This window comes from Burkholderia alba (assembly GCF_034721475.1).
GTDB classification, from domain to species: domain Bacteria; phylum Pseudomonadota; class Gammaproteobacteria; order Burkholderiales; family Burkholderiaceae; genus Burkholderia; species Burkholderia alba.
In genome coordinates this window covers 104,912-129,225 of record NZ_JAWJWL010000016.1, presented here as the reverse complement: position 1 = coordinate 129,225, position 24,314 = coordinate 104,912, and the positions used below count along the sequence as shown (strand labels likewise).

Annotated in this window: 23 protein-coding genes, 1 pseudogene and 1 riboswitch; of the genes and pseudogenes, 8 read left to right on the top strand and 16 right to left on the bottom strand. The window is 61.5% G+C overall.

Translation table 11 applies throughout. The features are described 5' to 3' along the window. Nucleotides 1-130: 130 nt before the first annotated feature. On the bottom strand, nt 131-1,030 hold the full coding sequence (locus RZR99_RS19330) for a LysR substrate-binding domain-containing protein (protein WP_323121375.1): 900 nt from the start codon (nt 1,028-1,030) through the stop codon (nt 131-133). Nucleotides 1,031-1,162: 132 nt separating this feature from the next. Between RZR99_RS19330 and RZR99_RS19325 the strand changes: the two genes are divergently transcribed. Next, nucleotides 1,163-1,795: an FMN-dependent NADH-azoreductase gene (locus RZR99_RS19325; RefSeq protein WP_323121374.1), complete on the top strand. Its 633-nt coding sequence runs from the start codon at nt 1,163-1,165 to the stop codon at nt 1,793-1,795. Nucleotides 1,796-2,113: 318 nt separating this feature from the next. Here RZR99_RS19325 and RZR99_RS19320 read toward each other — a convergent pair whose 3' ends face one another. Next, nucleotides 2,114-2,812 (bottom strand): O-methyltransferase, encoded by a 699-nt coding sequence (locus RZR99_RS19320; protein WP_323121373.1) that lies wholly within the window; start codon nt 2,810-2,812, stop codon nt 2,114-2,116. Nucleotides 2,813-2,958: 146 nt separating this feature from the next. Between RZR99_RS19320 and RZR99_RS19315 the strand changes: the two genes are divergently transcribed. Further along, nucleotides 2,959-3,843 (top strand): AraC family transcriptional regulator, encoded by an 885-nt coding sequence (locus RZR99_RS19315; RefSeq protein ID WP_323121372.1) that lies wholly within the window; start codon nt 2,959-2,961, stop codon nt 3,841-3,843. Nucleotides 3,844-4,069: 226 nt separating this feature from the next. Here the strand turns inward: RZR99_RS19315 and RZR99_RS19310 are convergent, their stop codons facing one another. Beyond that, a complete protein-coding gene (locus tag RZR99_RS19310; RefSeq protein WP_323121371.1) occupies nt 4,070-4,534 on the bottom strand; it encodes an Lrp/AsnC family transcriptional regulator in 465 nt (154 codons plus the stop codon). Between the two features lie 186 nt (nt 4,535-4,720). On the opposite strand from RZR99_RS19310, the gene RZR99_RS19305 reads away from it, so the two are divergent. Then, nucleotides 4,721-5,347 carry a LysE family translocator gene (locus RZR99_RS19305; RefSeq protein ID WP_323121370.1) on the top strand — a complete coding sequence of 209 codons (627 nt, stop codon included), beginning with the start codon at nt 4,721-4,723 and terminating at the stop codon, nt 5,345-5,347. A gap of 739 nt (nt 5,348-6,086) precedes the next feature. Further along, nucleotides 6,087-7,163, top strand: coding sequence for an NHL repeat-containing protein (locus RZR99_RS19300; protein ID WP_323121369.1), 1,077 nt, complete (start codon nt 6,087-6,089; stop codon nt 7,161-7,163). A 543-nt stretch (nt 7,164-7,706) separates the two neighbouring features. On the opposite strand, the gene RZR99_RS19295 is transcribed toward RZR99_RS19300, so the two are convergent. Further along, nucleotides 7,707-9,599 (bottom strand): translation factor GTPase family protein, encoded by a 1,893-nt coding sequence (locus RZR99_RS19295; protein WP_323121368.1) that lies wholly within the window; start codon nt 9,597-9,599, stop codon nt 7,707-7,709. Nucleotides 9,600-10,817: 1,218 nt separating this feature from the next. Here RZR99_RS19295 and RZR99_RS19290 point away from each other — a divergent pair. Beyond that, nucleotides 10,818-10,970 (top strand): hypothetical protein, encoded by a 153-nt coding sequence (locus RZR99_RS19290; RefSeq protein ID WP_323121367.1) that lies wholly within the window; start codon nt 10,818-10,820, stop codon nt 10,968-10,970. A 135-nt stretch (nt 10,971-11,105) separates the two neighbouring features. On the opposite strand, the gene RZR99_RS19285 is transcribed toward RZR99_RS19290, so the two are convergent. The 3 genes from RZR99_RS19285 to RZR99_RS19275 are packed head-to-tail and all read right to left on the bottom strand — an operon-like array spanning nt 11,106 to nt 12,861. Continuing rightward, entirely contained in the window at nt 11,106-11,300 is a 195-nt protein-coding gene (locus RZR99_RS19285) for a DUF1289 domain-containing protein (RefSeq protein ID WP_323121366.1), read from the bottom strand. 3 nt (nt 11,301-11,303) lie between these two features. Next, nucleotides 11,304-12,581, bottom strand: a complete 1,278-nt coding sequence (gene dmeF / locus RZR99_RS19280; RefSeq protein WP_323121365.1) for a CDF family Co(II)/Ni(II) efflux transporter DmeF — start codon at nt 12,579-12,581, stop codon at nt 11,304-11,306. A gap of 7 nt (nt 12,582-12,588) precedes the next feature. Then, a complete protein-coding gene (locus RZR99_RS19275; protein WP_009691845.1) occupies nt 12,589-12,861 on the bottom strand; it encodes a metal/formaldehyde-sensitive transcriptional repressor in 273 nt (90 codons plus the stop codon). A 100-nt stretch (nt 12,862-12,961) separates the two neighbouring features. Then, nucleotides 12,962-13,137: riboswitch (yybP-ykoY riboswitch) on the top strand. 13 nt (nt 13,138-13,150) lie between these two features. On the opposite strand from RZR99_RS19275, the pseudogene RZR99_RS19270 reads away from it, so the two are divergent. Next, nucleotides 13,151-13,728, top strand: a pseudogene (locus tag RZR99_RS19270) (TMEM165/GDT1 family protein). A gap of 230 nt (nt 13,729-13,958) precedes the next feature. Here the strand turns inward: RZR99_RS19270 and RZR99_RS19265 are convergent. From RZR99_RS19265 to RZR99_RS19255, 4 genes are all read right to left on the bottom strand, one after another. Continuing rightward, entirely contained in the window at nt 13,959-14,384 is a 426-nt protein-coding gene (locus tag RZR99_RS19265; protein ID WP_323121364.1) for a VOC family protein, read from the bottom strand. 293 nt (nt 14,385-14,677) lie between these two features. Further along, nucleotides 14,678-15,130: an energy transducer TonB gene (locus tag RZR99_RS33345; RefSeq protein WP_407655478.1), complete on the bottom strand. Its 453-nt coding sequence runs from the start codon at nt 15,128-15,130 to the stop codon at nt 14,678-14,680. Between the two features lie 351 nt (nt 15,131-15,481). After that, on the bottom strand, nt 15,482-16,312 hold the full coding sequence (locus tag RZR99_RS19260) for a hypothetical protein (RefSeq protein WP_323121363.1): 831 nt from the start codon (nt 16,310-16,312) through the stop codon (nt 15,482-15,484). 91 nt (nt 16,313-16,403) lie between these two features. Then, nucleotides 16,404-17,435: an MDR family NADP-dependent oxidoreductase gene (locus tag RZR99_RS19255; protein WP_323121362.1), complete on the bottom strand. Its 1,032-nt coding sequence runs from the start codon at nt 17,433-17,435 to the stop codon at nt 16,404-16,406. 60 nt (nt 17,436-17,495) lie between these two features. On the opposite strand from RZR99_RS19255, the gene RZR99_RS19250 reads away from it, so the two are divergent. After that, nucleotides 17,496-18,143: a TetR/AcrR family transcriptional regulator gene (locus RZR99_RS19250; protein WP_323121361.1), complete on the top strand. Its 648-nt coding sequence runs from the start codon at nt 17,496-17,498 to the stop codon at nt 18,141-18,143. A gap of 220 nt (nt 18,144-18,363) precedes the next feature. After that, nucleotides 18,364-19,785 (top strand): MFS transporter, encoded by a 1,422-nt coding sequence (locus RZR99_RS19245; protein WP_323121360.1) that lies wholly within the window; start codon nt 18,364-18,366, stop codon nt 19,783-19,785. Between the two features lie 60 nt (nt 19,786-19,845). On the opposite strand, the gene hpaI is transcribed toward RZR99_RS19245, so the two are convergent. From hpaI to hpaE, 5 genes are all read right to left on the bottom strand, one after another. Beyond that, nucleotides 19,846-20,652, bottom strand: coding sequence for a 4-hydroxy-2-oxoheptanedioate aldolase (hpaI, locus tag RZR99_RS19240; RefSeq protein ID WP_323121359.1), 807 nt, complete (start codon nt 20,650-20,652; stop codon nt 19,846-19,848). A 15-nt stretch (nt 20,653-20,667) separates the two neighbouring features. Continuing rightward, on the bottom strand, nt 20,668-21,471 hold the full coding sequence (gene hpaH, locus RZR99_RS19235) for a 2-oxo-hept-4-ene-1,7-dioate hydratase (protein WP_323121358.1): 804 nt from the start codon (nt 21,469-21,471) through the stop codon (nt 20,668-20,670). Between the two features lie 19 nt (nt 21,472-21,490). Further along, on the bottom strand, nt 21,491-21,883 hold the full coding sequence (locus RZR99_RS19230) for a 5-carboxymethyl-2-hydroxymuconate Delta-isomerase (RefSeq protein WP_323121357.1): 393 nt from the start codon (nt 21,881-21,883) through the stop codon (nt 21,491-21,493). A 45-nt stretch (nt 21,884-21,928) separates the two neighbouring features. Beyond that, complete coding sequence (gene hpaD / locus RZR99_RS19225) at nt 21,929-22,777, bottom strand: 3,4-dihydroxyphenylacetate 2,3-dioxygenase (protein WP_323121356.1); 849 nt, start codon at nt 22,775-22,777, stop codon at nt 21,929-21,931. Nucleotides 22,778-22,844: 67 nt separating this feature from the next. Continuing rightward, nucleotides 22,845-24,308 carry a 5-carboxymethyl-2-hydroxymuconate semialdehyde dehydrogenase gene (gene hpaE / locus RZR99_RS19220; RefSeq protein ID WP_323121355.1) on the bottom strand — a complete coding sequence of 488 codons (1,464 nt, stop codon included), beginning with the start codon at nt 24,306-24,308 and terminating at the stop codon, nt 22,845-22,847. Between the last annotated feature and the right edge of the window lie 6 nt (nt 24,309-24,314).

The following is a 24,314-nucleotide window of genomic DNA, read 5'->3' as shown; positions in this document are numbered from 1 at the left end:
GCGGGATATCCGCGTTCGATTTGAATGCACGGCGGCCCGACGGTCGTCGTGCTTTTTTTATTGTTCAGAGAATCGAGCGGTGGGCGTGCTGGACGCCCGGCGCGCGATCCTCGTCCGCCGCACCGCCACGTCAGGCGCGAAGGTGTTTCGTCATGACCGGATTCCGTTTGGCCGCCCCCGTTCGAAGCGCGGCTTCGTCGGCAATCGTCTCGGCGAATTCGACGGCCGCCGGCATCTTGGCGTCGTACAGCATGACGAATTCCATGTCGGGCAACGCAGGCAAGCCTTCGGACGCGCCCAATTCGCGCAGCTCATCGCCGATCGCGTGACGCGGCACCGGAGCGATCGCGATGCCCGCTCGCGCGAATGCCCGAATGCCGGTGACGCTCGGGCTTTCGCATGCGATCCGATACGGCATGCCGGCCAACGCGAGCGCCTTGACGGCGGCCTCGCGGTACGGACACGGATCGGGGAAGCACGCGAGCGGGACATCGCCTTCGGGAAGCGGTTCGTGACGAGCGAATGCCCAGGCGAGCGACTCCCTCCACAACGTGACGCCACGGTCCAGGTGTGAACACCGGCTGCCGATCACGAGATCGAAATCGCCGTTTGCATACCGTCGAAACAAGCTGTCGCCAATGTCGACCTTCAAATCCAGCAGCAAACCACGGCGCGCCGCGCTGTAGCGGCGCATCACGTCCGGAAGCCAACCGCCCGCGAAATCCTCCGATGCGCCAATGCGCAGCTTGCCGCCGCATGCGCCGCCCGGCCCCAAGCGGACCCTCGCCTCCTCGCTCAGATTGAGCATGGCGCGCGCGTATCCAAGCAGCGTCCGACCGTGCTCCGTGAGCGCAACGCTGCGCGTATCCCGGATGAAAAGCGCGCGGCCGATCTGCTCTTCCAGACGCACAACCTGGGCGCTCACCGCGGATTGGCTGAGATTCAGTCGCCGGCCGGCGCCGGTGAAGCTCAACACATCGGCAACGGCTACGAACGTATGGAGCAACGCGGTGTCGAGGGGATGGCTCATTGATCACAATTTAGGGTTAATTCAATCAATTAATATCATTTCCAAATTATAGATCGACTCGATACGCTGCGAACCGCAGTAGGCGAGCGCGCATCCCGCGCGTCGCCGTCACTTCTGACAAGGACCGGTTCCATGACACGCGTGCTCTATATCGAAGGCTCACCCAACAAGGGGTATTCGGCATCCATCGAAGTGTGCAATGCCTTTCTCGATGCCTACCGGCGGGAACATCCCGATCATGAGATACAAAAGCTCGATCTGTGGGACATGGCGATACCCGAATTCGGCGAAGACGCCCTCGCCGCGAAGTACGCCGGGCTGAACGGAACGGCGTTGACGCCGGCGCAGGCGGCGGCGTGGCGCAATATCGAAGCGCTCGCGGCGCCGTTTCACGAGGCGGACAAGTTGTTGTTCGGCGTGCCGCTGTGGAATTTCAGCATCCCGTATCGGCTCAAGCATCTGATCGACGTGATCTCGCAGAAGGACGTGCTTTTTACGTTCGATAGCTCAGGGTTCAATGGGATGCTGCGAGAGAAAAAAGCGGCGGTTGTGTATGCGCGGGGGCTCAGTTATCACTCGCCGGGGTCGTTTACGCCGGCCGACGAGTTCGATCTGCAGCGGCCTTATATGGAGATGTGGCTCAAGTTCGTGGGGGTGAAAGACGTCGTCGGTCTGGTGGTCGAGCGGACTTTGTTCGGGGCGGATGGGAAGGTCGATCGGCGCCGGGCGATCGAGGAGGCTCGGGAGATTGCGCGGAGGTTCTAGCGGCGGCGGGCAGCGGTGAGGATTCGTCGTCGGATGTGCGATGGGTATTGAGAATACGCCGAATACGTGAACGCTTGCTTGTGTGCTCGGACGCTTGTCTGATCGACGGCTATCGGAGAGGGGTGACCGCAGTCGGCGCACAAGGGGCCGTCGAATGGGCAACACGCGGACCGGGTGGCCTGGTCCGCGGCACCTTCCAAAAAAGCGGAGCCAAAGGCTCCGCTTCCTGACCGGAGGTCGTTGCAATGCGTGCAAATCCAACCGATCCAATTCGACACGTGAGTCAACGCGGAGGTATCGCGAGAAGTAAGCGCCGAGTCACCGCGTCACGAGGGTGAGTTCGTTGCCCCGGCCCGGGTTGATCGGAATCGACTGCGAGAGATAGCCGTTCGCCGGATCGCGGACATAGTCCAGGTAGACGTTCTCATGATCCAACGCGTTTTCCGCGAGGATCAGCGCGCTGCTCTTTAAACGCGGTTCGAGCAGCTTCAATACCGGCAGATACAGGCTGAATGCCCCATCGAGCAGGACCAGGTCGATTTCGCCGTGCAGATCGGCGAGTGTCTCGCGCGCGTCACCTACGCGGATGTCCACCAGATCGGCGAGGCCCGCGGCTTCGAGGTTGGCGCGCGCGCACGCCGCTTTGCTGGCTTCCAGCTCGCTGCCGATCAAATGACCGCCGCCCATGTCGCGGAGTGCGGCCGCCAGATAGACGGTAGACACCCCCATCGACGTCCCGAACTCCACGATCCGCGTTGCGTTGCTTGCGCGTGCGCATTGATAGAGGAATTGTCCATATGCGGGCGTCACGTTCAGGAAGTTGTCTACGTAGCCGTGATAAAAGCCGCGCAAGTCTCGGCGTTCTTCCGCGAAAAGTTCAGCGATCGCGTCGGCCAGCAGTTGCTCCGGCTGATCGCTCTCGCTGAACTGCGCCATCAACGCGCGATCGGCGTGTTCCGCTTGCGCAAACATGTGCTGCAAGGTCTGGGCGACGCGCCCGGTGCTCAATGAATTCATGGTTTCGTGTGCTCTGAAGAGGTTCGGAAATGTTTGACGGAGGGTGTCGACAGCCCTCGCCCAGCCAATCGGTCAGTGCTCGTGGGCATGCTAAACAACGTCGCTCTTGGCAACATCAGGAGACTTAGCCAAAATATGTGGAGTTCTTGCCAATCCATGTCCTGACGTGCAGCGCGTCCATCGGGTGCCTTTCCATGCCGGTTCTCAGTCAATTGTCCGATCCCGCCGAGTGGCTGGATCCCGACGACGTGCCTCGTCCGGTGGTGACGGTTGGCGCGATCGGCGTCGACATGAAAACGCTCGATGAGAAGGCGGCCGCCTTGTATCGGGAACGGAAGGAAATGGGCGCTCATCATCATCGCAAGGGTGAACTGCTGCTTGCGATGCACGGCGTGCTCACGTGCGAGGTGGAGGGCAGCTTATGGATCGTTCCGCCGCAAAGCGCGATCTGGGTACCGGGCGGCGTCGTCCATCGATTCGTTGCCGCTGGCCGGCTCGAATGCTATGTCGCCTTCGTCGATCCGAGCGTCGCCTCGAACTTGCCGTCGACGTGCTGCGCCCTTTCAGCGACGCCGCTGCTGCGCGAACTGCTCATCCGCTCCGCCAGCCTGCCGACGATGTATGCGGACGGCGGCATGGAATCGCATCTTGTCACGCTGCTGCTGGACGAAATCGCGGCGGCGCCGATCGGCAACCTTCATTTGCCGATGCCGACGGATGCGCGGCTGCGCAGGATCGTCGAGATGATCACGGCCACGCCCTCCGATCGCAGCACGATGGCGACATGGGCGAAGCGAGTGGGCATGAGCGAGCGCACGCTGGCACGTGCGGTCACCCGTCAAACGGGTATGAGTTTCGGGCGCTGGCGACAGCAGCTTCATCTGATGCTGGCCGTGCAATGGCTGGGCGTCGGGACATCGGTGCAGCAGGTTGCCGACGACCTCGGCTATGAAAGCGCAAGCAGCTTCGTGTCGATGTTCCGGAAAAGGCTCGGGGCGCCGCCCGCGCGGTATATGGCGGAGCGGGTCTGATCTCGGCGGGAAAGCGAGATGGCATGTGGACGGGGAGTTTCGACCCTGAACGGATGGTCGACATGACGCGACATCAACGATCGTTCCCGACCCATAAGGGACTTTGCGACAAATCCTGGAAATGTCAGGCATGCACGTGGCAACAGACATTGAAGAATGTCGCACTCCGTCCGCATCTGGGCCAGAACATGTGGTTGCGGACACGGCAGCTTCGCTGCGACCGCTTCTAGATTGGGAGCCGGGTTGTTTGCTTGATTCGTTTCAGCGGAATCTCGGTTTCGACATTGCGCACCCCTTTGATCTTCGTGAGCGTTTCCATTTGAAACCGCTGATAGTCGTCGAGATCTTTTGCGACAACGCGCAGAAGGTAGTCGTAGCTGCCGGCCATCAAATGACACTCGAGCACTTCGGATGCCTTCTCGATTTCCCGCGCGAAGTGCTCGACAGTCGTTTTGTCCTGGCGCTCCAGCGTAACGCGCACGAAGGCCGTAAAGCTCAAATCGAGGGCCGCCGCATTCAGAAGCGCGACGTACCCGTCGATGACACGTTGCGCCTCGAGGAGGTGAACGCGGCGTAGACAAGGGGTCGCGGAAAGCCCGGCCTGTTGCGCCAGTTCGGCGTTCGTCTGGTTCGAATTGCGTTGCAGCGCACGCAAAATGCGTCTGTCGATCGCGTCCAGCTTGATTAGCATATTTCACCACCCTGATTTTCGATACTAGATAATATCTCCAAATTCTATGTGAATTGCAGCCAATTACGCATCCAATCTCCACGAGAAGATGGCCATAATCCAAAGGCCGGTCAGCCCATGAAGCGTGTAATGGCTGCACACGCGACGTGCGGTTCCCACCCAGCCAACCCATTCAGGAGATATCTCATGCTGCACATCTCGTGGCTGCCGTTCATTGCCACTTCCCTTCTGATCATCCTTACCCCGGGCCAAGACATGATCCTGGTGATGTCACGCACGCTGTCTGGCGGAATCCGGGCGGGTATCGTCACCGCAGCGGGTGTCAGTGTCGGGCTGATCGTGCATACGACGCTCGCAGCTTTGGGCTTGGGTGCGATTCTCCAGGCTTCCGAGTGGCTGTTCACGGGACTGAAACTGGTCGGCGCTCTGTATCTTCTGTACCTTGGAATAACGTTGCTTCGTTCGTCGGGAGAGCTAGTGCTTTCGGGCAGCCACGACGCACCGAAATCAAGGCTGCGTACGTTCGCACAGGGCGCACTGTCCAATGTGTCGAATCCAAAGATTGCACTCTTCTACTTGGCCTTTCTGCCGCAGTTCGTCCCCACGGATGCGACGCATCCGATGCTTACCCTGTTCGTATTGGGCGCAACGTTTGCCGGCCTCACGTTTCTTGTCAAAGGACCTGTCGCGCTTTTCGCCGGCCTGCTATCGACGTCGATTCGCCGCAACCCGCACATTCTGACGCGCATGCATCGGATCAGTGGTGTCGTCCTATTGGCGCTTGGCGTCAAGTTGGCGTTCGAGCGCCGATGACTGCCAGTCGTTGCTCTGTGTCTTTGCGAGAGCACGACCAGTTCGAAAAGTGATGCAGATGGCGACGACAGGCCGTCAACCATATCAAACATCTTCGTCGCGTCTCCACTCGATACCACAAGCTTGCTGGACGCCCATGAGTAGTGCGAGCGTCCGCTCTGCGTCCGACTTGTGCCGCCTGGGCAACGTCTCCGAGTGTCTCTTCCTGGCCGAACCCCGTCCCCTGACAAGCTTCGGTGATCACGCTGAACGCCGCCGGTTATGACCGGCCGCCCCCGACCCTGAGCGGCCCTCCGGCTAGATCTTTTGATTGTCGCTACCGTTCTCCATAATAGTCGCTCTTCGGATGCGGCGAGATCGTCTTCAGTAACAAATCCGCAACGTCAAATGTGCTAATGGGCGACACCAAGCATGTATCTGATCCGAACATATAAATGTGCTTCTATCGAGCGTGGGAGCACGCCGTCAACACATAGTATTTTCACAAGACGTAATAATGGGTGACTTGCCGTGAATGCGGCAGGAATTCAGAATGGCGGCGCTCTCCACGTTGTTAAATTCGCGCCATGCGCGTAAAAGAACCATTGACTGTAGTGGCCGATGCCGACACGGCTCGCCGCCGAGCGCAGTTTTCGGAGTGTGGTGCGGCGTATTTTTAAGTGCGTGCGGAGGCGGATCCGGCAACTCGAGTTCGACCACACCTACGACGTCGCCTGTCACCATTGCGGCAGGTTCCAGCATGACCATGATGGCAGACACTTCCGTGAACGTGCCTGCCGGGACTACCGTTAGTGCGCCGAACGGCACGATCGTAACGATTAGTGGGTCATCAGATACCGTCGTTACACAGGCGGGCGCATTCGTCAGCGTACCGGCTAGTGCGACTGGCCCGGCGAACGATGTCGTTACAACCGGGCAGGCATCCGGTAGTGGCCTTTCGACGTCCGCCTTGTCGGTTACCAGCCTCGCCGGTTCATCAACCACAAACCTGCATCCTGTCGACGGCACGGGAGCAGCCGCCATTTTCTGGGGCGGTGGCCATCTTGCGATGGACTCGTCTGGCAACATTATCCTGTCCGATCAAGGTGCCCTTCGGAAGGTCACGCAGACAGGGGTAGTCACTACATTGACGACTCAGGGCGATTGGGATGGCGTTGCAATCGATCCGTCTGGCAACATTTATGGGTCGGGATACGTCTGGGGAATTTCCGCCTCCCCGCCCACATTTGTAACGTCGCTGCAAGAGTACTCAGCGTCGGGGGCCTACCAGCAATTGTTTGCGAGTTGGGAAAGCTCAGCCAATTTCTCGGTCGGCACCGGTGGTCTTGCGATGGACAGCCATGGTGCTCTGTTTCTGGCCGATGTGGTGAACAACCGTATCGTCAAGTTTAACGTCGGCAGCAACACCTGGACGGTTTTTGCTGGCAGCGGAACCGCCGGTAATCAGGACGGAGTAGGCACTGCCGCCACATTCACGCTTTATGCGATGCCCGATCTCGCAATCGACAACAACGACAATCTGTACGTAAGAAGCGTCGATACCGTTCGAAAAATTGCACCGGACGGCACAGTCACAACGATCGCCAGCCAGTTGCAAACGGCTGGCACGATTGCCGTCGACAAGTCGGGAAACATATACACGCCCGGTGCTCAGGTGATCAACCGTATTGCCAGCGACGGAAGCGTCATTTCGTATCCGTTTACGAACACGGCGGACTTTATTACGTCGTTAACCACTGATAGCAGTGGCAATCTCTATGCTGGTACGCGAGGTTTCGGAGCGCAGATCTTCAAGATCACGTTCCCAAATGACTGATCGTGGCTTCTGGCATGATTGATCATGCCGAATCGGAGCCGCTCGTGAACTGGCGCAGGCAAATGATACATGCGACCGTCTGTAGCGCCTTGCGCGTTCGCGCAAAGCGCCGATCAAGTCATGGCGAAAGCGTGCTGCTGTGCGCCGTCGCACACGCGACTGCGCTCGTGTTCTCTTCACCGAATGGCGGCGTACCGCGCATCAACAGACGTTCTGTCATGCGACCGCGAACGACAAGTTCATGGCCGACACCGGAAGCTCGCCTTCTGAACGGGACCGGGAATCGGCCCAACATTTACCCAAGGCATCTGTTATGCAACAGTTACACTGGGTTACATTTTCCCCGGAAAAGCGCAGTCCGCGACCGCCAGACGACCGCCGCGGCTATACTCCTTCTGCTTGGGAATCAGCCACTTTCGTAGGCACGGAACATAGAGCGGCTACTACACTGCGTGAGTGAACATCAACAACGCCTCTCCGAAAACATCCTGGTACAGGCGCCATTAGCAGAATTAGCGTACCCAATATCACAATTAGCGAACCTCAACAGTTGCCTCCTCGACGCAAGTTGTCACGTAACAGCTCGTAGCGGCTGAAGGTGGTTTCCAGCATACCTTCCCCACTGGTCAGCGAGGGAAGCAATTTCTGAAGCGCACACACGCTGGCGGCGCTTATCTCACCTTCCAAGGTACAAGAATTACCTCGCGTGACGGGAGCGCCATACGATGCCTTATGCTTGGCAAGGGCGGCAATCACTGCTCCGAAGGATGATGAAGGAAGATCCAACTGGAAGCCATGTATCGGCTGATACACTCGCGTTCCTGCTTGTTCGAGTGCCTTCGCCACGACCAGAGGCGTGAGTGCGCGATGTTCCGCCGGCGTGGTAAGCGAAGCCCAGTGACGACGCCGGATGTGATGCGTCATAGAGATCACGCAATCTGTCACCTCCCATCCATATCGTCCGTGACGAAGCGATGCCCGCGCCGCTTCCTCGACCGCTACGAAATATGCCGGCGGCAATGCGCCGTCCGGAACCTCCAGACTGAACACGACGCCCGATCCTTCCTCGCCGGGTTCCAGTCGCAGCCCGACGGTGGCGACGTATGGATCAGGCGCCACTTCCAAGGCCGCGCCACTTCCTGCCAGCTTCTCCACACAGATCATGGTGGTCTCTTGAAACTCGACTTCAATGCCGAAATCCGTGCGCAGGGTTTCCTTGATTACTTCCTTCTGGACTTCTCCATACAGCGACAATGCGATTTGCTGCAATGACTCGTCGTGACGCAGGTTGATCAGCGGATCCTGATCGGCAAGATAGGACAGCGCGGCATATAGCGGGGCCGCGTCGTCCTGATCGAGTGGAACGACACGCGTCTCCAGCGTCGGCGGCGCAAATCTATATGCCGTCGCCGGGCTCTCCTGCTTGCCGAGTACGTCGCCAATCTGTACGGCTTCGAAGCCCGAAATCTTTGCGATCTGGCCCGCACCGACAGTTTCGCGCGCCACGATCTCGCCGTGTTCGAATACCTGAATCGACGTCACCTTCCCGCTTCGATGACCCATCCCAATCGAGTCCCGAACACGGAGACAGCCGGAGAGCATCCTGACGAACGCCCGCTTCCCACCGCGTTGATGACGTTCGATCTTGAATACAATGCCCGACATCGGGCCATCTGCATTGGGCTCGGATGCGGGCAGAAGATCGACGATACCGGAGAGGAGCGCCGCCACGCCGGCGCCCGAAATCGCAGAGCCGAAGATGAGCGGGTAAATCTGCGCGCACTTTGCCTGAGCCGCCAGTTCGCGCTTCAGGAAGACGTAGTCAAGCTGTCCGCCATTGCGAATGAATAGCTCCAGGACGGCGTCGCTGTGCAGGGCTAGTTCGTCGGCAAGCGCAACACGATGCGCTTCGTCACGGCTCGTGTATGGGTGGTATGCCGCATCGGCGCTACCGCACGCGCTCACTCGGCCGAGGGCCACTGTGGCGGAGCTGAGCTTCTCGGCGACATCCTGCAGGACCCGATGGACCTCGGCGCCGGCGCGATCGATCTTGTTGACGAAAATCAGGCATGGAAGATTCAAGCGCCGAATGGCCCGCATCAAGACGCGCGTTTGCACCTGGACGCTTTCAACGGCCGAAATGACGAGAATCACCCCATCCAATGCCCTGAGGACCCGCTCGACTTCAGCGATGAAGTCCGGGTGACCAGGCGTATCGATCAGGTTGACGCAGGTATCGCCGACAGAAAACGAGGCCACCGCAGATTTGATCGTTATGCCGCGATGACGCTCTTGATCGAGCGTGTCGGTATGGGTATTGCCTTTGTCGACGCTGCCCAGCGCATCAATGGCGCCAGCAGCGAAAAGGAGATGTTCAGTGAGGCTGGTTTTTCCAGCATCCACGTGGGCGAGTATGCCCAGATTGAGCGTGCGCATGGTCGGTCGTTCCAGTTCGCATGATGATCATTGGGTTATGGGCGAACGAGAACTGACTGCGCATCGGTATATTTCCTTGGCTAAAAAATAGGGTATTTACTATATGCCACTCTAAGGAATAGGTCAATCATTTCGTTAGTCTAAATTAAAAGGTTATTACCCTCTTTGCAACCGAAGTGCGTGTCCCGATCAGCCCCGTCGCTGACTGTGTCGAGAAATGCCCCGCGCTACCGCTTGCCGGCATCGAGGCGCGGGACCGCTATTCTTCGATCAACGGAAACGAAGTCGATATTGGTCGACCGAACGCGATATGCATGGACTCACGCCGCTCGACACCGTGCGTGCCAATTTGATTTATTGTTGTCTCGCGACAAGCGCTCGGCGACGGAGGTCGTCGAGCACCTCGATGCTGAGTTCGGCAAGGCGCTCGACAGGTCGCTCTAAGTGGGTGCAGCTACAGATCCCGCATGACATATCGATGCTCATGCCATCGAGTATTCCGTGATAGATGCTTAATCTTTTGCAAAAATGGAATTGCTGATCGATGCGCTGCCTTCGCAGCTTTGCATGCTGATCTGATAACTCTGTTCGCATCCCATTTTCGCTATATAGCTCCCTCCACATGTTGCCAGGCAATGCTCGAGGACCGGAAACCACCTCTGTTGGCACTTGTCAGGAGGAGGGTTGGCTTCGCTGAATGACGAGAAGGACAATAAGCCCAGGGCAGGTACTGAAAGCAGCGCGATCACCGCAAGTTTTCTTGATATCATCATATCCTCTTCTGTTTGATGAACTCAAATTGAAGACTCATGAGTAGCTAATATAATCAGCAAAATTTACTGGGTGACGCCTACATAAAGATTTTTAAAAATTGCACCACCATCAACGAAATTTTGTCTGACAGCAACGATGCTACGACTAATCCCGTTAAAATTAGTGACTGAGAATTTATTTTCACACTGCGCTTCTCATATTGATTTAGGGACTTATTACGCCAGCTGTCGAAGAACGAAATACCTGCGAATATGAGCGAATAGTCTGCGAACGGCCGATTGTGTCCACATGCAGCCACGGTGCTGCTGTGAGGCATATTCATTCAGTTCGACCACGAGTTGCGGCGCGACAACATGCTCTCGAGTTTGAACGCAAATTCCGCGAATATGTCGCAGACTGAACGCATAAACTGCAAATGTCTCGCTCTGCCCGAGGAGCGCTTCAGTGGCTTCCAAGCCCATCCCGAACAAGCTCCCCTTGCACGACAATGCTCCGGACGGCAACAGGCTCGCAATTTATTCGTTCATATTCGCAGGTATTTCGTTCTTCGACACCAGCGCCGGGACATTGCGCATCGAAATACGGCTTCGGCACTGATTTGCATTGGCGACATCACGACGTTTTGCCTGCGAACACTTGGGCGCGGTATGCCACGCGGAGACCGTTCGCACCCAAAACGAATACGCTTGCCGACTCTTCTCGGTCATCGGCCCTGTTCGGGCGAACGGCCGTTCACCGCCCCGGATTTGCCATTGCCCGCTTGACCCGGGTCTCTCGCCGGGATCGGTCGTTGATGACTTGATGGCGCCGATGGTCGGTCATCTTTTTCCAGTCGCGGATTTCCTCGCGCGTGCGCAGGCAGCCAATGCAAAGGCCGGTCTTGCCGTCGAACGCGCAAACATCAATGCACGGCGATTTGACTGCCATTGCTCAGGCCACTGCGCGGGTCGGGTTGACTTCGACCGTCACATGGGAAAGTCCCTTGAAACGCTTGAGTGCTGCGTGGTAGAAGCTCGGACTGCGTTGGGTATCAGGGGTGGCGACCGACACCACAGCGCTCATGTGACCCGGGCCGACGCGCCATACATGAAGGTCAAGCACCGTGTCGCCGTTGTCCTCGATGACGTAGCGTACGTTCTCGGCTATTTTCCGGTCCAGGTTCACGTCGAGCAGAATGCCACCCGTATCGCGCATCAAGCCCCACGACCAGTTCGCAATCACCATTGCGCCGATCACGCCCGCGAGAGGGTCCATCCAGAGCCAGCCGAATGCGCGGGCGAGCAGGAGGCCAATAATCGCCAGCACCGAAACGGCCGCGTCCGCAATGACGTGAATGTAAGCCGATCGGATGTTGTGGTCGCGGTTTGCGGCGGCGTGGGCGTCGTCGTGATCGTGCTCGTGTTCTTCAAATGCGAGGCGATGCTCGCCGTCTGGCAGACGGACAACGGCCTCGAATGCATGCGGCTCCGGAATGTCTTCTTTCGACTCCAGATAGCCGCCGCGGTCAGCGAACGCGAAGGTCTGGCGCGTGCCGTCGGGGCGAATCGTCGTGACGGAAACTGCATCGGCCGGGAGCGTCGAAGCCGCGGTTTGCGGAGCAATGCGAAACACGGGCGGCACGCCATCCTCGAAGATCGACACGGCAAAGACACCGGCGCTGCCGAAGATGTGCTGCACCTCGTCCTCATGTGCATGGTCGTCGTGATGGTCATGCCTGTGGCTATGTCCATGGCTATGGCCATGGTGGTCGCCGCTCAGCAGCCAGACGCTGGCGAGGTTGACCAGCAGGCCCAGAACGGCGATAGGGATTGCCTGACCGAAGTGGATCGGTACGGGCGAGAAAAAGCGTGAGACGGCTTCATACGCGATCAGCAGCGCAATCATCGCGAGCACGATCGCGCTGGTGAAGCCCGCGAGATCCCCCAGCTTGCCGGTGCCGAAGACAAAACGGGGATCGGTCGCATGCCTGCGCGCGTAGGTGTACGCGAGGGCCGCAATCAGCATCGCACCCGCGTGCGTCGACATGTGCAGCCCGTCGGCGACCAGTGCCAGCGAACCAAAGAGGCTGCCGCCGACAATCTCGGCCACCATCATGGCACTGCACAGCGCAATGACCATCCAGGTCCTGCGCTCGTTTTCCTCGTGGGCGGCGCCCAGGAAGATGTGGTCGTGCCCCGCCCCCAAGGCGGCGTCTTCAAACTTGCTCATGCTTTTCTCACTTGAAGTAGCTGTGGACTACCTCGATTAACTGTTCGGTGCCGCTGCCATGTTCGTCGTCCGGCTCGGCGTCAACCAGATGGGTGCGGATGTGGTCCTCCAGCACGACGGCGAGCAGCCCGTTCATCGCACCCCGACAACTGGTGACCTGCTGCAGCACTTCCATGCAGCCGCGCTCTTCCTCAAGCGCACGCTCAATGGCTTCAACCTGCCCCTTTATCCTGCGAATGCGGTTGAGCAGCTTCTGTTTTTCGCGAATCGTATGGCTCATGTCCGTTCTCCCGTTGCGGGCGCAGTGTAGCATCTATAGGGTAGGGGGGTATGCTAAAATGCACTTTCCCCTTTAGGTGGCACACCTTTATAATCGCGGCCCTCTTCGGGGAGTAGCCGCTCCGGACACGATGTCCGGGGGCATACGTCAACATACTTGTCAGCCTGACCGCGACATGGCGTGTGCAGCGCAAGCCTGGCAAGACCGATGACGTGTATCCCTACCGGACCGGGTCGCAGGGGTGCGTGTCATCGCGTGTTGACTGCGCGGCCCGGTAATAACAAGCCCCATGGAATCCTTCCTTGCCTCGACCAGAGTGGTCGCCCTTGCCGAAATTCCCAGCTGCTCTCACTCGTTCTCGCGGCCCGTTATCGCAAGCCCATTCCGATCGTGCTCGGCGTTTTCGTCGCAACGCTGGTCAATCACGGGTTTTCCGGCGCGCTGGGCGCGTGGCTCGCGAACGTCATCAATCCCCATGTCATGAACTGGGCCGTTGTCGCGTCATTCGCACTGATGGCCATCTGGATTCTGATTCCAGACAAGCTAGACGAGACAGATGCCGTCACGAAGAGACATATGGACGTGTTCGGCACGACAGTGGTGACGTTCTTCCTTGCCGAAATGAGCGACAAGACACAGGTGGTGACGGTTGCGCTGGCCGCGCGCTTTCACGAGTTTTTTGGAGTCGTTGCCGGTACGACGTTGGGCATGATGCTCGCGAATGTCCCCGTCATCTATCTCGGGCACAAGTTCGCTGACCGCTTGCCGACAAAGGCGGTGCATATCGTCGCGGCGATCATATTCGTGGTGCTAGGTGGCTTCGCGCTCAGAACGGCGCTCTATCCGGATGCTCACCCGATGTTCTGATGCCCCCGGAAGGCCGAGGTGCGCCATAAAGCTGCCAGTCGCTTCGCCGCCTTGAGCGTCGCCTCTTGGCCGAATCCGGAAATCGAAGCGGGTCGGCGGACACCGTGACGCACGTCGGCCTCGAACTTCCGTTCCCGACCCGTTGCGGTCAGTCGCACAGCACATTCGGTAAAGGATCGCCGGATGCGGGTATTGGCAGCCCCGGCCTCCTCGTATCTGATGAATTGCTATCAGTTTCGCTTGGGGTTCCACGCCTTATGTACAAACTCAAGACGGTTGCCATCCAGGTCGGCAACATTGGCGGCGTAGTATCCGGGGGCGAAGTAGGTACGATCTGCTGGCTTCCCCTCATCGATGCCGCCGGCTTTGATTGCTGCTGCGTAGGCGGCGTCAACCAGTTCAGTCGTGTCGCAGACGATCCCGAGGTAAAGGCCAGTCTCGCCGTGCTTGCGTTGACGTAGCCAGATGCTCGATCCAACACCCTTTCCGCTACCGTAAACATCGTCGCCGATGCCATAAAGATCCGGGATGCCATCCGGGCCCGAGGCGGAGTCGTAGTTGCCGAACACCTTCCAGCCCAGCGGCTTCAAGGCTTCCGAATAGAACGTCATCGCCTTGTCGATGTCGGTGACTGAGATGTAGACGTGGTCGATCATTGGTGTCCTTCGAGGTGGATGGCTGCTGGGGGTCCAACTATATCGGAGGATAGCGTAATGTTCATGCACTAGCTGGCTCGATCGAGCGTCTCTTGTTGGCCGAATCCGGAAATCGAAGCGGGTCGGCGGACACCGTGACGCACGTCGGCCTCGAACTTCCGTACACGACACTGAACTGGCGCTCGATTTTCGCGAATGCGGCCGTTCAAACTATCCGGCTTTCGGTGCGTAGCTGGTGTAGGGTCGAACGCACTAACGGCGGTATCCCGTCATATATACAACTGCACTCACAATCACTGGCACTCAATGCGCACAATCGAATTGCCAGATGAGCCAGCGCTCGACGCGGAGTTTGGACACGGCGGAACCCCGTCCGATAAGGAATTGCTTGGCGAGAAACTGACTGGCACACGCAACCGGTAACGGTCCGCGTTCGCCGTTGCTGGTACTACGCACTCCGATTTCTGAATCGCTTCGACTGCTGACGCATCGAAGAGTGGATAGCCGCTGGTTTTCCAAACGAAGACGTCTGTTATCTGCCCGGATTTACTCACCGTGTACTGCACATACACCGTGCCTTGATGCAGATACTGCATCTCACTGGCTGGATAGATCGGCGCGCGGAAGTGACAAGCGATCCCGTTACTGGCAGTACTAGCAGCTCCGATGAAATTGACCGTCGGATCGGGTGGCGACGGCGCGGTGCATCCCACAAGAGCGATTGGGACGAACAACCGAGCCAGCATGTTCAAACGTATCGTCAATCGTGTCATTTGCAATAAGCCCAGTTTCAACCAACTACGTTGCCTAGCGCGCAACGCGAAATGGTTAGGGTATCTATCCGTGTGACTGCCCGCCTGATTTTCGACGATCTGCGGCACCCTGTCGAACGTCCGTTGATGGCCGGTTACCACCGTACGCAGGCGACGGCTTCCAACCCGAAGCGATCGTTCACCATGGATCGAGCCAATGACCGCCTTCAAGGTTCCGCGGCAGTCCGCTTCGCCGCCGCCCCGGATGACGGCTCAACCAAAGTCGAACCACGACCCGGTCGCTCAAACCCTCAATAGCGACGCCATGGGCCTTTCGTCCCAACGCTACGTGCCCAAATACCGTGTAGTCCACTCCGAATCGAGTCGCTTCAGTCTCTCCGGATCGAGGCCGATACCGCGAGCGGACGTTCGATATTCTGCATGTCGCAGAAACCTCGCCAACCGCATGCCGCGAAATATTGCCGATCGTCCGTTTAAACGAAGCACCTCGTTCAACAGGCGCGTACGATTGCGCTCACCCGTTAATTTCTTTGCTTCGGCCGCTCGCATCAGATCTTCCGGCGGCAAATCTTCCAGGCGCGCGGCCTCGGCCCAGAGCAAATCGATCAGGATCAGACACCTACGACGTATTCCGTCGTGACACACGAGCCAGGTTTGTACTTCGCGCCGAATATTATCGTGCCGGCGATCCGCATCGCTAGGCCCGGACTTCCCGTAAATCGGCAGATAAGAACCGTCGAGTAGTGCGCGCAGGGCAGCACTGTGGCGAAGCAACTCGGTACCGAAGATCGGATAGACCTCTTGAACATGCAATCTGCCCTGCATCATTCTCTGGCAGACATCACTCAAAATACCGCAGACATCTCGCGCGGAAGCCCGTGCCCATATCGTAGGCGCGTTAAGCGTGGCTTTGGCGGTGGCCGCATTGAGCCTCTCGATAAAGTCGAGGTCCGCTACCTGGTAGTACGCCCCATATTCACGGCCCAGGTAAATGACCTGCGCAAAACTTTGCTGCATGTCGGACCATCTGTGACGATAGATCTCGACCCAATCAAGTCGTTGCTGACGTCGTTGCCCCACAAGCACGGCAGCTTGGGCGATTCCCACGACAACAAGTAGTCCAGTTGCCAATGATGTAAACGTCGCGTTGTCCACACTTCCCCCCGAAAAGTCTCAGGCGGATTCTAACGAATCATCGTTCAACGTTCGACCGCTGACATGCCGCAACGCGGCTGAGCCCCACCCCTCACAACCCAACCAATACCGTCCCGAAATACCTGCCCTCCGCCACCCCCTGAATCGCCCCCAACGCCGCATCGAGCCCGTCGATCACGACATGGGGAAAACGAATATCCCCCGTGCGCAGCCACCCGCCCAGACACACCAGCCACTCCGCCAGCGCATCCGGATCGTCATCGGCGCTATAGCCCCGTATCGTGATCTTCTTCAGCAGCAACTGAAACGAATCCAGTTCGACAGGCGCGACCCTGCCGCTTCCGCTCGCCGCAAGCTGCCCCGACAACGCCCCCAGCACCAGCACCCGCGCATGGTTGCGCGCGGCACCGATCGCGATCTGCAACTGCTCGCCCCCCACGGTATCGATGACGACATCCAGCCCCTCGGGCGCGACTTCCCGCAACTGCTCGGCAAGCGGCCGCTCACCGCGCACCACCACCGCGTCGTAACCCAGCTCGCTGGTCAACCGGTTCGCCTTGGCGATCGAACCCGTGCTCCCGATCACCCGCGCGGCGCCCAGCAGTCGCGCGATCTGCCCCGCCATCGAACCGACCGCGCCCGCCGCGCTGGTAATGAACACCGTGTCCCCCGGCAGAATCCGCACGCCGCGCGTCAGCGCCGCATAGGCCGTCGCGCCATGTCCGAGATGCGCGGTGCGGCTCGGCAGCACGTCACCGACCCGCACGCACGCGTCGGCCGGGATCGCCGCGTACTCGCGCCAGCCGAACGGATGCAGCACCCAATCGCCGCACGCCAACCCACTCCCCGGCGGCGCGGCAACGATCTCGCCCAACGCCTCGTCCGCGAGCGCATCGCCCGGGCGCAGCGCAGGAAGCGGCACGCCCTCGATTTCCGCCGCGCCCTTGGCGATCATCATGCGCAACGATGCCGCCACCCGAAAATAGCGGTTGCGAACCAGCACCTCGCCCGCCGCCGGCGCCGCGAGCGGCACCGAAACGATCTCGAAATGCTCCGGCCGGGGCAGCCCCTCGGGGTGCGCCGCCAATCTCACTGCACGGCTGTGACAAGGCCATTCGGACATCGCTGTTCTCCAGATCAAAATGCGAGTAAATTGCTCATATTCTGAAAAGAGGACACCGCCATGTCTACTCGCATTCCCGCGCCGAAAACGGCGATGCGCAAGGCGCCGCGCCAAGCGCGCTCACGCGCGACGGTCGAGGCGATCACGGTTGCCGGGGCTCGCGTTCTGGGCGAACGGGGCTGGGCGGGCTTCACCACGAACGAGGTCGCCGTGGTCGCGGGCGTAAGCATCGGCTCGCTGTACCAGTACTTCCCGAACAAGCTCTCGCTGATCGATGCGATCCGGCGCCGCCATTTCGACGACGTGCTGGCGGTCGTCCGGTCGGCGGACGCCGGCCCGGCCTCGTTGCCGCAGCGCGCCGGGGAACTGGTGCGCGGCATGGTGGCCGCCCACGACATGCATCCCGCGCTGCATCGCGTCCTGCTGGAGGAAGTGCCGAACGACGATGCATCGAAAGCCGCCCATCACACGTTCGAGGCGGAATACCTGGAACGCTATCGCGCCTTCATCGCCACCCACATGGGCCGTGCCGGCGCCTCCGGCGAGATTGCCGCGCGCGTGCTGTCGGCGGCGATCGAAGGCGTGATCCACGATGCCGCGTGCCGAGGCACGCTGACCTCCCCGGAGCTGGAGCGGGAGCTTGTCGACCTGATCTGCGCGTATCTGCAAGGCGCGGGATCGCGAGACGACGGCCGGCCGCGCCGCTGACCAGCAGCGGCGCCCGCGCCGGATGCCGCGCCCGAACCGCGCGCACGGCGATCGCGCCCGCCGCCAACTCATAGCTTTTCCGACCTAATCAGCCGCGAATAATATATTGGACGCACATCACGCCACACTGCATCCTTCATCCAGCATCATCTAGCCGGCGGAGCGATCGCACGTTTCCCTCGCCCGACCGGCCCCCGTCCCCAAGTTCAATCCGACAACCATGATCCAAACCCGCCCCGGCCCGCCCTCCGCCGCGCCGACCGACGCCCCGGACGACACGATGCGCGTCTGGCCGCTGGTGCTGTTCATGGCGGCGACGTCGCTGGGATATTTCGTCGTGCAGCTCGACGTCTCGATCGTCAACCTGAGCCTGCCCGCGTTGCAGCGCACCTACGGGATCGACGTCGCGATGCTGCAGTGGATCGTGAACGCGTACACGCTGTCGTTCTCGGTCGCGCTGCTGTCCGCCGGCGTCCTGGGCGATCGCTACGGCAACAAGACGTTCCTGATGGTCGGCTACGCGATCTTCGCGATCGGCTCGCTCGCCTGCGCCGTCGCGCCGACCATCTCGCTGATGCTGGCCGCGCGCTTCCTGCAGGGCATCGGCGCGGCGATCATCGTGCCGAACTCGCTCGCCGCGATCAACGGAACGTTCTCGAAAAACGAGCCCATGAGGCTCGCGCTGGTGTCGACGTGGGTCGCGTTCGGCGGCGCCGGGCTGACCTGCGGCCCGATCCTCGGCGGATTGATTACCTCGATCGCGAACTGGCGGTACATCTTCCTGATCAACCTGCCCGTCTGCGCGCTCGGCATCCTGCTCACCACCCGGCATGTCGCCGCCGCGCCGCGCCGCGCCGGCAGGAAGCAGGACTGGATCGGCCAGGGCCTGGTGCTGACGTTCGCGACGGCGCTGCTGATCCTGATCATCGACTACGCGGCGCTGCCGCACGACACCAGGCTGGCGCTGGGCGCGGTGGCCGCGCTCGGGTTCGGCGCGTTCATCGCGATCGAAAGCCGGCTCGCGGACCCGGCGGTGCCGCTCCGGATGTTCCGCGATACCGGCCTCCGGAAGGCGCTGATCTTCGGCGGGCTGATCAACTTCGTCTATTTCGGCGTGGTGTTCTTCGCGAGCCTCTACTTCCGCCGCAATCTGCACATGAGCCCGCTGCGAGCGGGGCTGTCGTTCATCCCGATCACGCTGCCGCTCGTGATCGCCAACCTGCTGGGCAGCCGGATCAGCCGCCGCCACGGCCCGGATCGCGTGATCGCGCTCGGCTTCGCGCTGATGATTCCCGGCCTGCTGTATCTGGCGCTTCCCTCGGTGCAAGGCAGCTACGCGCTGATGCTCCCGGCATTCGTCCTGACCACCTTCGGCATCGGTTTCATTCCGCCGATGACCACCGCGATCGCGATGCGCTCGCTCGGGCCGGAGCGCGGCGGCATGGTCTCGGCCATCGTGAACTTCTGCCGGCAGATCTCCGGCGCGTTCGGCGTCGCGGTATTCGGCATCTTCATCGCATCGGGCGACGATGCCGCGTCGTACCGGCACTTCGGGATCGCCCTCGTGGCGGTCGCGCTGGTGCTGCTCGCGGCCATCGGGTACTTCGCGATCCCGGCGCGCGGCGCGCTTCGAACGGACTGATGCCGGGTCGGCGAGTGCGCGCGGCGCGCCTCGGCCGCGAAGCGCCCCGCTCCGCCTTCGTCAATACGTCGTATCGCCGCTCGGCGCCCGCGCAGCGGCGCCGCTCTTGAACTGCGCCGCCAGCCGCTCCGCGCTGCGCGCGAGCAAGGTCGCATCCACGCCGACCGCGACGAACGTCGCGCCGGCCTCGAGATAGCGGCGCGCGGCCGCTTCGTCGGCGGACAGGATGCCCGGCGCCTTGCCCGCCGCGAGGATCGTCGCCAGCGCGCAGTCGATCGCCGCCTGCACGTCCGGATGGCCGGGATGACCGAGATGGCCGAGATCCGCCGCGAGATCGGCCGGCCCGATGAACACGCCGTCGACGCCGTCGACCCGGGCGATCTCGCCGGCCTGCTCGAGCCCCGCGCGCGTCTCGATCTGCACGAGCACGGCCATGTCGCCGTTCGCGCGCGCCAGATAGCCGTCGACCCGGTTCCAGCGCGACGCCCGCGCCAGCGCGCTCCCCACGCCGCGCACGCCGTGCGGCGGATAGCGGGTGGCGGCCACCGCCGCGCGCGCTTCGGCGGCGTTCTGCACCATCGGCACCAGCAGCGTCTGCGCGCCCAGGTCGAGCACCTGCTTGATGACGACCGGATCGTTCCACGGCACCCGCACGACCGGATGCGACGGATACGCGGCCACCGCCTGCAACTGCGCGAGGATCGTCGGCACGGTGTTGGGCGCGTGCTCGCCGTCGATCAGCAGCCAGTCGAACCCCGCGCCCGCCACCACCTCGGCGCAGTACGGATTCGCCAGGCCGACCCACAGCCCGATCTGCGCTTCGCGGCGCGCGAGCGCCGCCTTGAACGGATTGGTTGGCATCTGCATCGCGCGGCCTCGCCCTTATTCGAAATAGCAGTGAATGGCGCCGAGCGGACCGTAGTCGACGCTGAAGGTGTCGCCGCGCCGCGCCGGGCACGGCCGCGTGAACGAGCCGCCGAGGATGATCTCGCCCGCGCCGAGCGTGACGTCGAAACGCGCGAGCCGGTTCGCGAGCCACGCGACGCCGTTCGCCGGATGATTCAGCACGCCCGCCGCCACGCCGGTCTCCTCGACGACGCCGTTGCGCGACATGATCGCCGCGACCCAGCGCAGATCGACGTCCATCGGACGGATCGGCCGGCCGCCGATCACGACGCCGGCGTTCGCGGCGTTGTCGGCGATCGTGTCGAACACCTTGCGGGGCCGTTTCGTATCGGGATCGATCGACTGGCTGCGCGCATCGATGATCTCGAGCGCGGGCACCACGTAGTCCACCGCGTCGTAGACGTCGAACACGGTGCAGTGGGGTCCCTTCAACGGCTTGCCGAGCACGAACGCCAGCTCCACCTCGACGCGCGGCACGATGAAGCGGTCGGCGGGAATCGTCGCGCCGTCGTCGAAGAACATGTCGTCGAGCAGCGTGCCGTAGTCCGGCTCGTCGATCTGCGACGACGATTGCATCGCCTTCGACGTCAGGCCGATCTTGTGTCCTTTCATCACGCGCCCTTCGCCGATCTTGAAGTCGACCCAGGTGCGCTGGATCGCATAGGCGTCGTCGATCGTGATGTCGGGATAGTCGAGCGAGATCTGGCGGATCTGCTTGCGCTCGCGCTCCGCGTCGTGCAGCTTGCGGGCGAGCAAATCGATGGTGGCGGAATCTAGCATGGGTGGGGTTCGATGAAGGTCACACCGCGCGCTTGTAGCGCGCATGGATGTTGTTGTGCTTGTAGGAGCCGTCCTCGCTGAATTCGGTCAGCTCCATCGACAACGCCAGATAGCGGCGCGCGTAAAGCTCGGCGAAGTGCGCCTTGATCGCATCGAACAGCGCATCGCAGGTCGCCTTCTTCGCCGTGTCGCTGCGCCCCGCGCCGATCTTCAGCGTGACGTGCACGAACGCGTCGTCCTCCGCGCCGTCGGCCACGCGGTAATCGCGCAGCTCGATCGCGCGGGAACGGATGCCGCCCGTCGGAAACACGCCGCCCTGCGCGATCAGCGTGTCGTTGATCGTCTTGAGCAGCACGGGAATCCGGGCGTCGTCCTTGAGGTTGTCGGTGTACTCGACCACGATGTGCGGCATGACGGTTTCTCCTGGTGGCGCTGCGTGCGTATCGACCCGCCGCGCTCAGGGCAGCGGAAAGATCGCGTTGATCTGGCCCGTGCCCGAGCTGGCGAAGTAATCGGTGACGACCTCGACCGGCTTGTCGTAGCGGTCCCAGCCGAGCAGGCCGAGCAGCATCGCCGTATCGTGCATGCCGCCTTCTCCGAAGCAGTGCTGGTTGTACTCCGGCAGCATCTTGCAGAACGTCGCGAAATCGCCCTGCTTCCACAGCTCGACGACCCGCAGGTCGACCTGCCGGAAGAACTCGCGGCTGATCATGTGGATCGACTCCTCGGGGCTGCCGTTGTCGTTGAAGCGGTGCGACAACGAGCCGCTCGCGAGGAAGGCCACGTTCGAATCGCTCGCCTCGATCGCCGCTTTCAGCGCCTCGCCGAACCGGCGGCTCTCGTCGAGCGAGTGCCACATGCACCAGCCGGCGATCGACACCACCTTGAAATGCTGATCGCCGTTCATGTAGCGCATCGGCACCAGCGTGCCGTATTCGAGTTCGAGGCTGTCGATCTCGTGCGCGCGGGTGCCGATGCCGCGCTCGGTCGCCGTCGCGGCGATCAGCCGGCCCAGCTCGGGATTGCCCGGATACGCGTACGCCATGTCGCGGATGAAGTGCGGCAGCTCGTTGCTCGTGTAGATGCCCGAGAAGCGCCGGTTGCAATTGACGTGATAGCCGGCGTTCACCAGCCAATGCACGTCCGACACGACGATCGTGTCGACGCCGAGCGCGCGGCAGCGTTCGCCGATCACCTGGTGGCCGCGGATCGCCGCCTCGCGGCAGCCGTGATGCTTGCCCGGCATCTCGGACAGATACATCGACGGCACGTGCGTGATCTTTGCGGCAAGGGACAGCTTGCCCATCGTAAGTCTCCTGCCGCGCGCCGGCCGTCCGGCGCGGCGCGCGGCTTTGCATTGGTTATCGGCCCGCTTACACGCCCCAGCGGGGGATCGGGTGACTGCCCATCGAAATACAGACGTTCTTGATTTCGGCGAACACCTCGAAACTGTACTCGCCGCCCTCGCGCCCGGTACCGGACTCCTTCACGCCGCCGAACGGCTGGCGCAGGTCGCGGACATTCTGGCTGTTGACGAACACCATGCCCGCCTCGATGCCGCGCGCGAGGCGATGCACCTTGCCGACGTCCTGGGTCCAGATGTACGACGAGAGACCGTAGGCGGTGTCGTTGGCGAGCCTCAGGCCCTCATCCTCGTCGTCGAACGGGATCAGGCATGCGACCGGCCCGAAGATTTCCTCCTGTGCGATCCGCATCCGGTTGTCGACGTCGGCGAACACGGTCGGCCGCACGAAATTGCCCTGTTTCAGGTGATCGGGCAAGCCGGCCGGCTTGTCCGCGCCGCCCGCGACGACGCGCGCGCCCTCCTGCTCGCCGATCCGGATGTAGCCCGTCACCTTGTCCCAGTGCGCGCGCGTGATCATCGCGCCGAGATGGGTGTCGTCGCGCATCGGATCGCCGACCACGAGGTTGTTCGCGCGGCGCGCGAATTCCGCGACGAATCCGTCGTAGATCGAACGCTGGATGAAGATGCGCGAGCCGGCCGTGCACCGCTCGCCGTTGATCGAGAAGATCGTGAAGAGCGCCGCGTCGAGCGCGCGGTCGAGATCGGCGTCGGCGAACACCAGCACCGGCGACTTGCCGCCCAGTTCCATCGAATACTTCTTGAGCCCCGCGCGCTCCATGATCTTCTTGCCGGTGACGGTGCCGCCCGTAAACGACACCGCGCGCACGTCCGGATGGCGCACCAGCGCGTCTCCCGCCGTCGCGCCGTAGCCCTGCACGACATTCAGCACGCCCGGCGGAATCCCGGCCTCGAGCGCGAGCCGGCCCAACTGGTCGGCGGTCAGCGGCGACAGCTCGGACATCTTCAGCACGGCGGTGTTGCCCAGCGCGAGGCACGGCGCGGTCTTCCAGGTGGCCGTCATGAACGGCACGTTCCACGGCGAGATCAGCGCGCACACGCCGACCGGCTGGTACAGCGTGTAGTTCAGCATCTGGTCGTCGACCGGATACGTGCGGCCGTTCATCTGCGTGCACACTTCCGCGAAGAAGTTGAAGTTCTCCGACGCGCGCGGGATCAACTGCTTCTTCGTCTGCGAGATCGGCAGCCCGGTGTCCTGCGTCTCCAGCTCGGCGAGCATCGGCACGTTGCGCTCGATCAGCTCGCCCAGCTTGCGCATCAGCTTCGCCCGCTCCTTCGCGGGCGTGTTCGCCCATTTCGGAAACGCGGCCTTCGCGGCGCGCACCGCCGCGTCGACCTCGGCTTCGCCGCCCGACGCCACCTCGGCGATCACGTCGCCGGTCGCGGGGTTGGTGGTCGTGAAGGTGTCGCGGCTCGCCACCTCGCGGCCGTCGATCCAGTGCTTGATGCTCATCCGTTT